Raw genomic sequence first — 8276 nt, 5'->3', positions numbered from 1 at the left:
GTGTGCCCCCGGTTTTGTCGTGGCGATAGCGGCTTGTTCTGTTGGACCGGGAGGGGTATTTGGGGGGTAATCTTATTTGCAGGAGACAGGGCTCATGGCCAAACTTGTCACAATTTACGGCGGCTCTGGTTTCGTTGGCCGCTATATTGCGCGGCGTCTGGCCAAAGATGGCTGGCGTATCCGGGTGGCGGTGCGCCGCCCCAATGAAGCGATGCATGTCAAAACCTATGGCGGTGTGGGCCAGGTCGAGCCGGTGTTCTGCAACATACGCGATGACGCCTCGGTGCGTTCGGTGATGCAGGGCGCTGATGCGGTGATCAACTGTGTTGGTATCCTGGCGCAATCCGGCGCCAACAGTTTTGAAGCCGTGCAGCAACACGGCGCAGAGCGCATCGCGCGCATTGCGACAGAACTAAGTGTCGCCAGGCTGGTGCACCTGTCGGCCATCGGTGCATCCAAAGACGGGCTGAGCGAATATTCCCAGACCAAGGGGCACGGCGAAGACGGGGTTCTGTCTCAGTTTCCAGCTGCGGTCATTCTGCGCCCCTCGGTGATATTTGGCGCCGAAGATCAGTTTTTTAACAAGTTTGGCAAAATGGCAGCGGGCCTGCCGGTGGTGAATATTGCCGGTGGCAACACCCGGTTCCAGCCGGTCTATGTGGATGATGTGGCCAAAGCGGCGGCTCTGGCTGTCTCCGGAGGCGCTGCGTCCGGTATTTATGAGCTGGGCGGCCCGGAGGTGAAAACCCTGCGAGCGCTGATCGCCGATATGCTGACCATCATTCACCGGCGCCGTCTGGTGGTGAATCTGCCGTTCTTTGCTGCGCGTATCGCGGCAACCATGCTTGATTTCGCTTCCGCCATGACCATGGGCATGTTGCCCAACAAGATCCTGACCCGCGATCAGCTCAAGGGATTGCGCAGCGACAGTGTTGTCGGCGCCGATGCCAAAGGCTTTGCAGACCTGGGCATCAACCCGATGCCGATGGAACTGATCCTGACGGATTACCTGTGGTGCTACCGCCCCTCAGGTCAGTTTGATGAGATCAAAGACTCGGCCAAAAATCTGCGCAGACACTGATCAGCTATAGGCGTAGATTAACAGCACCACGCCCAGAATGATCCGGTAGATCACATAGGGCGTGAAGCTGACGGATTTGAGCAGGCGCATCATAACTGAAAGCGCCAGCAGCGCGGCGACAAAGGCAAAGACGGCGGCAATGGCGCCGTCTTTTGCCGTTTGCAGATTGGCTTCTGCCGCGACTTCGATCCCCAGCAGCACGCCCGAGGCCAGGATGGTCGGGATCGACATCAACATCGCGATTTTGGCGCCGTCGGTGCGGTTGTAGCCCAGCATTCGCGCTGCAGTGATGGTGATGCCGGAGCGCGACGTGCCCGGGATCAGCGCCACCGCCTGCCAGAGCCCCATGATGATGGCGTCTTTCAATGACCAGTCGCGGTCGGTTTTTGCAGTGCCGCCTTTCTGGTCTGCCACATAGAGCACCAGGCCAAACAGCAGCATGGTCCAGCCGATCACTTTGACCGAGCGCATCATATCGCTGAGCCCGGTGGCATTCAGGATAAATCCGATGATTATGACCGGGATGGTGGCGATGATCAGCAGGAACGCCAGCCGGGCGCCCGGGGTATCAAACTTGCCGCGCAGCAGCCGGGGCAGGCCGCCGAGCGCCATAAATACGTCCTTGCGGAAAAACAGCACGATGGCGACCAGGGTGCCGATATGCACCGCAACATCCAGTGCCTGGCCCTGGTCGGGCATGCCGGTCAATACCGGGACCAGAATCAGATGCGCTGAGGACGAGACCGGCAGGAATTCGGTAATCCCCTGAACGAACGCAAGAATGAACAAGTAAAAAAGTGACACTGCGCGGGCTCCTCTGGAATTCATCGGAAAACTATAGTGTTGATTATGCAGTGAAAAGCCTAAAGTGAGTCAGTATTGCTGCCATTAAAGTCGCGAAAAGGCAGGTGTCGAGGGCTGGTCAGGTGAAATAAAAACGCATATAGGTCAGTTACACTGCCTTTTAATCTGGCGCGTGATCGTTTTAAAAGAAGCTAACAGCGAAATCAGGGAGTCGAGCCATGGCGAAGCAGCCTATGCTAAAATTTGTATCTGTCGAGCGGGATATGCCTCTTAAACGGGATGCGGATCAGCGCAGCACCGACTTCCACGAAATCTATGCTGCGTTTGCGGCGGAAAAGGCGGCGGAACAGTCCAGCCGCTGCAGCCAGTGTGGGGTGCCGTATTGTCAGAACCACTGTCCGCTGCACAACAATATCCCGGACTGGCTGAACCTGACCGCCACCGGGCGTCTGAAAGAGGCCTATGAGATCAGCCAGGCCACCAATGCTTTCCCCGAGATCTGTGGCCGCATTTGCCCGCAGGACCGGCTGTGCGAAGGCAATTGTGTGATCGAGAAATCCGGCCATGGCACCGTGACCATTGGCGCTGTTGAGAAATACATCACCGACACGGCCTGGGAAAATGGTTGGGTCGAGGTGATCAAGCCGCTCAGCGAACGTGCTGAATCCGTAGGTATTATCGGTTCCGGCCCTGGTGGCCTGGCGGCGGCGGATCGTCTGCGCCGGGCTGGTTTTCAGGTCACCGTCTATGAGCGCAGTGACCGCGCTGGTGGCTTGCTGACCTATGGTATTCCGGGCTTTAAACTGGAAAAAGATGTGGTGATGCGCCGCATTGAGCAGCTGGAGAAATCCGGTGTCAACTTTGTACTGAACTGCAATGTGGGCAGCGATATCTCGTTCCAGCAGTTGCGCGACAAACATAATTCGGTGCTGGTGGCGACCGGTGTTTATAAGTCCCGCGATCTGGGCGGGCCCGGGTCCGGTGCCAAAGGTCTGGTCAAGGCGATCGACTATCTGACCGCCAGCAACCGGCAGGATTTTGGTGACACGGTTGCCGAGATTGAAAGCGGTGAGCTGAACGCGGCCGGTAAAAAAGTTGTGGTCATCGGCGGCGGTGATACCGCGATGGACTGTGTGCGCACCGCCATCCGCCAGGGCGCAACCTCGGTGAAATGCCTCTATCGCCGCGACCGCGCCAACATGCCGGGCTCCGTGCGTGAGACTCAGAACGCCGAAGAAGAAGGTGTTGAATTCGTGTGGCTTTCCTCGCCAAAAGGCTTTGCCGGCAATCCGGTCACCGGGGTGATGGTGCAGAAAATGCGCCTCGGCGCTCCAGATGTTTCCGGCCGTCAGCGCCCGGAAGTGATTGCCGGCGCCGATTACGTTGAAGAGGCGGATCTGGTGATCAAAGCGCTTGGTTTTGAAGCCGAAGACCTGCCGGCGCAATGGGATCAGCCCGAGCTGGAAGTCACCAACTGGGGTACGGTCAAGGCCGACTTCCTGACCCATGCCACCGAAATGGAAGGTGTCTATGCCTGCGGCGATATCCAGCGCGGTGCCAGCCTTGTGGTCTGGGCGATCCGTGACGGGCGCGAAGCGGCGGATGCGATGATCGAATACATGGCCGGAGCGGCAGCGCTGGCGGCTGAATAAAGGCTTAACCCGGCGGGGGTTTGTACAAATTGCACATAACAGCGCACGTTTTGTACAAACCCATACAATGTTCCGCCGGCGGGAAAATACGACAAAGGGCAGCACGACTGACCCTTTACGCAAATCAGAAGGCGCGGCACGTTTCGCGCAAATTCCAGACCGGGGCGGCCATGCCCCCCGCAATGCGGAGAGAATGATGACAAAATTTGATGCCAGCTGGGCTGCCAAACAAGAAGCCCGTCGCGAGTGGATGTCCAAAAACAGCCTGTACAAGGAAGATGACGAACATTCTTCCTGTGGTGTCGGGCTTGTGGTGTCGGTGGACGGCAAAAAAAGCCGCAAAGTGGTGCAAAACGGTATCGATGCGTTGAAAGCGATCTGGCACCGCGGTGCGGTGGATGCAGATGGCAAGACCGGCGACGGCGCCGGCATCCATGTGCAGATCCCGGTAAAGTTCTTTTACGACCAGGTTGAGCGCACCGGCCACACTCCGCGCAAAGATGAGCTGATCGCCGTCGGTCAGGTGTTCCTGCCCCGTACCGATTTTGGTGCCCAGGAGACCTGCCGGACCATCGTGGAAACCGAAGTTTTGCGCATGGGCTATTACATCTATGGCTGGCGCCATGTACCGGTGAAAATTGATTGTCTCGGCGAAAAAGCCAACGCCACCCGGCCGGAAATAGAGCAGATCCTGATCTCCAATTCCAAAGGGGTGGACGAGGACACCTTTGAGCGCGAGCTTTATGTGATCCGCCGTCGCATTGAAAAAGCCGCCATCGCCGCTGCAATCAACGGGCTGTATCTGGCGTCGCTGTCCTGTCGTTCCATCATCTACAAAGGCATGATGCTGGCGGAGCAGGTGGCCGAATTTTATCCGGATCTGATGGATGAGCGCTTTGAATCGGCTTTCGCGATCTATCACCAGCGTTATTCCACCAATACCTTCCCGCAGTGGTGGCTGGCACAGCCGTTCCGCATGCTGGCCCACAACGGTGAGATCAACACGCTCAAAGGCAACCTGAACTGGATGAAAAGCCACGAGATCCGCATGGCGTCATCGGCCTTTGGCGATCTGGCTGACGATATCAAACCGATCGTGGCCGGCGGGGCGTCTGATTCGGCGGCACTCGACAGTGTGTTTGAAGTTCTGGTGCGTGCCGGCCGTTCGGCGCCGATGGCAAAAATTATGATGGTGCCGGAAGCCTGGTCGCAGACCGCGACCAAACTGCCGCAGCCCTGGCTGGACATGTACGCCTATTGCAACTCGGTGATGGAGCCCTGGGATGGTCCCGCTGCACTGGCGATGACCGACGGGCGCTGGGTTTGCGCCGGGCTTGATCGCAGCGGCCTGCGTCCGATGCGCTATGTCATCACCAGTGACGGTCTGGTCATTGCCGGCTCTGAGGTGGGCATGGTGCCGACCGATGAAGCCACTGTGGTGGAAAAAGGCGCGCTGGGCCCGGGGCAGATGCTGGCGGTCGATATGCGCGAAGGCAAACTGTATCACGACGGCGAAATCAAAGACAAACTGGCCGCGTCGCAGCCGTTTGATGAATGGGTCGGCAAGATCAATGATCTCGATGGTTCGCTGTCGGGTCTTGTTGAAGCGCCGCTTTTCGCCGGGGCTGAACTGAAAAAACGTCAGATTGCCGCTGGTTATTCCATTGAAGAGCTGGAGCAGATCCTGGCGCCGATGGCCGAGGATGGCAAAGAGGTCCTGGCCTCCATGGGCGACGACACCCCCTCCGCGGTGCTGTCGGAAAAATACCGTCCACTCAGCCACTTCTTCCGTCAGAACTTCAGCCAGGTGACCAACCCGCCGATTGATGCGCTGCGCGAATACCGGGTGATGTCGCTGAGGACACGCTTTGGCAATCTGAAGAACGTGCTGGATGAAGACAGCAGCCAGACCGAGATTCTGGTGCTGAGCAGCCCGTTTGTCGGCAATACGCAGTTTGACGCGCTGGTGAAACAGTTCAACGCACCGATGGTGCAGATCGACTGTACCTTCCCGGCAGGCGCAGGCGAGGCAGCGCTGCAGGACGCACTGACGCGGGTCCGGGCCGAAGCGGAAGACGCGGTACGTTCCGGCGCTGGCCACATCATTCTGAGCGATCAGAATCAGAGTGAATCCAAAGTTGCGATGCCGATGATTTTGGCGACCAGCGCGGTGCATTCCTGGCTGACCCGCAACGGGCTGCGCACATTCTGCTCGCTCGGTGTACGTTCGGCGGAATGTTTGGACCCACATTATTTCGCGGTGCTGATCGGCTGCGGTGCCACCATTGTGAACGCCTATCTGGCCGAAGATTCGCTTGCTGACCGGATTGAACGCGGCCTGCTGGATTGTACGCTGACCGAAGCCGTGGCGCGCTATCGCGCCGCGATTGACGCTGGTCTGCTGAAAATCATGGGCAAAATGGGGATTTCGGTGATTTCCTCCTATCGTGGCGGTCTGAACTTTGAAGCCGTGGGCCTGTCGCGTGCCATGGTTGCGGAATTCTTCCCCGGCATGCATTCGCGCATCTCCGGCATTGGTGTCAGTGGCATTCAGATCAAACTGGAAGCGGTGCACGGGCGCGGCTGGCTGGGTCAGGACCGGGTGCTGCCGATCGGTGGTTTCTACAAATCGCGCAAATCGGGCGAATCCCATGCCTGGGAAGCGCAGTCGATGCATATGCTGCAATCGGCCTGTGACCGTGCCTCCTATGAGATGTGGAAACAGTATTCCGCCCGCATGCGGTCCAACCCGCCGATCCATCTGCGCGATCTTCTGGATATCAAACCGCTGAACAAATCAGTGCCGATTGAAGAGGTGGAAAGCATCACCTCGATCCGCAAACGCTTTGTCACCCCCGGCATGTCACTCGGCGCGCTGAGCCCGGAGGCGCATAAAACGCTGAACGTGGCGATGAACCGGATCGGCGCCAAATCGGATTCGGGCGAAGGCGGCGAAGATCCGGCGCATTTCCATCCTGAAGCCAATGGCGACAACCCGTCCGCCAAGATTAAACAGGTGGCGTCAGGCCGGTTCGGTGTCACCGCCGAATATCTTAACCAGTGTGAAGAGCTGGAAATTAAAGTGGCCCAGGGCGCCAAGCCCGGGGAAGGTGGGCAGCTGCCGGGGATGAAAGTCACCGACCTGATTGCGCGTCTGCGTCATTCGACCAAAGGCGTGACGCTGATTTCACCGCCGCCACACCACGACATCTATTCGATCGAAGATCTGGCGCAGCTGATCTACGACCTGAAACAGATCAACCCGCGCTGTAAAGTCACCGTGAAACTGGTGGCAGCGTCGGGTGTGGGCACTATTGCGGCCGGTGTGGCCAAGGCGGATGCCGATGTGATCCTGATCTCGGGTCACAATGGTGGCACTGGCGCCAGCCCGGCAACCTCGATCAAATACGCCGGCCTGCCATGGGAGATGGGCCTGACCGAGGCGCATCAAGTTCTGGCGATGAACAACCTGCGCGAGCGCATCACTCTGCGCACCGACGGTGGTCTTCGCACCGGGCGTGACATTGTGATGGCGGCGATGATGGGGGCCGAAGAATACGGCATCGGCACTGCGGCGCTGATCGCGATGGGTTGTATCATGGTGCGTCAGTGCCAATCCAACACCTGTCCGGTCGGGGTCTGTACTCAGGACGAAGCGCTGCGCGGCAAGTTCACCGGCTCGGCGGATAAAGTGGTCAACCTGATCACCTTCTATGCTCAGGAAGTGCGCGAAATCCTCGCCAGCATCGGTGCGCGTTCGATGGATGACATCATTGGCCGGGCCGATCTGCTGACCCAGGTCAGCCGGGGTTCTGCACATCTGGATGATCTCGACCTGAACCCGCTGCTGATCACCGTCGATGGTGCGGAAAAGATCGTTTACGACCGCTCCAAGCCGCGCAATGCAGTGCCCGATACGCTGGATGCGCAGATCGTCAAAGACGCGGCGCGTTTCCTTGAAGATGGCGAGAAAATGCAGCTGTCCTATGCGGTGCAGAACACGTTGCGCACCATTGGCACGCGGACCTCAAGTCACATCGTGCGCAAGTTCGGCATGAACAACAAATTGCAGGACGATCATCTGACGGTGAAACTGACCGGCTCTGCCGGCCAGTCGATGGGGGCGTTCGGGGTGCATGGTCTGAAGCTGGACGTGTCCGGCGACGCCAATGACTATGTGGGCAAAGGCCTGTCCGGTGCCACCATTGTGCTGCGTCCGCCAATGCACAGTCCGCTGGTGGCGGCCAAAAATACCATCATCGGCAATACGGTGCTGTATGGCGCCACTGCAGGCTATCTGTTTGCGGCCGGCCGTGCCGGTGAACGTTTTGCGGTGCGCAATTCGGGCGCCCATACGGTGATTGAGGGCTGTGGCTCCAACGGTTGTGAATATATGACCGGTGGTGTGGCGGTGATCCTTGGCTCTATTGGCGCCAACTTTGGTGCGGGTATGACCGGCGGCATGGCCTATCTTTACGATCCCGAAGGTGTGGCCGCGGACAATATCAACGGCGAGACCCTGGTCACCGGCGCGGTGGAAGTGGCGCATTGGCAGGCGCAGCTGAAGGGGCTGATTGAACGTCACCAGGCGGAAACCGGATCGGTCAAAGCGGCAGAGATCCTGCAATACTGGGACAGCGAAAAAGCGAATTTCGTGCAGATCTGCCCGATTGAGATGCTGAAACACCTGCCGGCGCCTCTGACGGAAGAGGTGGTCGCAGTTCCGGCGGAATAATCGC

4 protein-coding genes are annotated in these 8276 nt (G+C 58.6%); 3 read left to right on the top strand and 1 reads right to left on the bottom strand.

What is annotated here, in order from left to right; genetic code table 11:
* The first annotated feature begins 94 nt into the window (after positions 1-94).
* Positions 95-1081 carry a complex I NDUFA9 subunit family protein gene (locus DWA01_RS17385; protein WP_114287072.1) on the top strand — a complete coding sequence of 329 codons (987 nt, stop codon included), beginning with the start codon at positions 95-97 and terminating at the stop codon, positions 1079-1081.
* Here the strand turns inward: DWA01_RS17385 and DWA01_RS17380 are convergent, their stop codons facing one another.
* On the bottom strand, positions 1082-1885 hold the full coding sequence (locus tag DWA01_RS17380; RefSeq protein ID WP_200832608.1) for an undecaprenyl-diphosphate phosphatase: 804 nt from the start codon (positions 1883-1885) through the stop codon (positions 1082-1084).
* Between the two features lie 218 nt (positions 1886-2103).
* On the opposite strand from DWA01_RS17380, the gene DWA01_RS17375 reads away from it, so the two are divergent.
* Complete coding sequence (locus DWA01_RS17375; protein ID WP_114287070.1) at positions 2104-3537, top strand: NAD(P)-dependent oxidoreductase; 1434 nt, start codon at positions 2104-2106, stop codon at positions 3535-3537.
* Positions 3538-3733: 196 nt separating this feature from the next.
* Entirely contained in the window at positions 3734-8272 is a 4539-nt protein-coding gene (gene gltB / locus DWA01_RS17370) for a glutamate synthase large subunit (RefSeq protein ID WP_114287077.1), read from the top strand.
* Positions 8273-8276: the final 4 nt, after the last annotated feature.

This window comes from Candidatus Halocynthiibacter alkanivorans (assembly GCF_003333265.1).
GTDB classification, from domain to species: Bacteria; Pseudomonadota; Alphaproteobacteria; order Rhodobacterales; family Rhodobacteraceae; genus Halocyntiibacter_A; species Halocyntiibacter_A alkanivorans.
This window is presented reverse-complemented; position numbering and strand designations above follow the sequence as displayed.